At 74.3% G+C, this 864-nt stretch carries 1 pseudogene; it reads right to left on the bottom strand.

The annotated features are described in order from the left end of the window. Positions 1-757 (bottom strand): annotated as a pseudogene (locus P1P70_RS45195) (hypothetical protein); the annotation flags it as partial. Positions 758-864: the final 107 nt, after the last annotated feature.

Genomic DNA, 864 nt, shown 5'->3' with positions numbered 1-864 from the left:
ACCCCTCCCCGGGCAGACCGAGGAGCGCCCCGCACACCACCACGGCGGCCGTGGCGGCCAGCGCGGCCCTCGTGTGCTGGCGGCGGCGCACCAGATCGGTGGGGCGGGCGTGCAGCGAACAGGGGTCGTACTCGGGGGACAGGAGCAGCGCGTGCTGGCGCGCCGGTACCGAGTCGGCCTCCCGCAGCGCGTCCGCCGGATCATCGACCCCGGCCTCTTCCAGGAGCGTCCGGATCACCGGGTCGGGGAGCCTCTCCAGGCCCCGCAGGACATAGGCGGCCCGGGCCGGTGAGGAGAGGGCCGACAGCCGTTGGTCCAGGGCCAGTTCGTCGGCGCCGCCCGAGCGGGGGAAGAGCCGCAGCCCCCACACCTGCGGCAGCAGCGGCGGCAACTGGGAGCGCTTCGGCCACGCCCTGCGCCGCAGCGGGAGACCGGCCTCCAGGGCGGTGCGGACCACCTGGAGCCGTACGTAGGCGTACCCGGGGTTGCGCTCGCGCCCCGCCACGGTTCCCGTGCCCGTCGCCTGCGCCGGGATCAGCGAGGCCGACTTGCGTCCCCTCGGCAACGCCCGCTGCGTCAGCGCGTGCGCCGTCAGCACCCGACGGTTGCGGCCCAGGCTGGGCGGCAACGTCAGATAGGCGAGCCGCACCAGACGCGGATAGTGCTCGACGAGCGCGGCCTCCGCCTGCTCGACGTCCACGACCGACTCCTGAGCGCGGGAAGCTGCGGGGCGCGGGGCGACATCCTGTGACTGCACGTTCAACAAAACGAGCGATAGGTCAGATGGTCACCACGCCGTTCCACTGGGGTGCGCCGGGGCGCCCAGTGGGGTGGGGGTACGGGTTTCGTCGGCGGGTGCGGGTG

Origin of the sequence: Streptomyces sp. MB09-02B (assembly GCF_033794485.1) — a bacterium.
In the GTDB taxonomy this organism is placed as follows: Bacteria; Actinomycetota; Actinomycetes; order Streptomycetales; family Streptomycetaceae; genus Streptomyces.
This window is presented reverse-complemented; position numbering and strand designations above follow the sequence as displayed.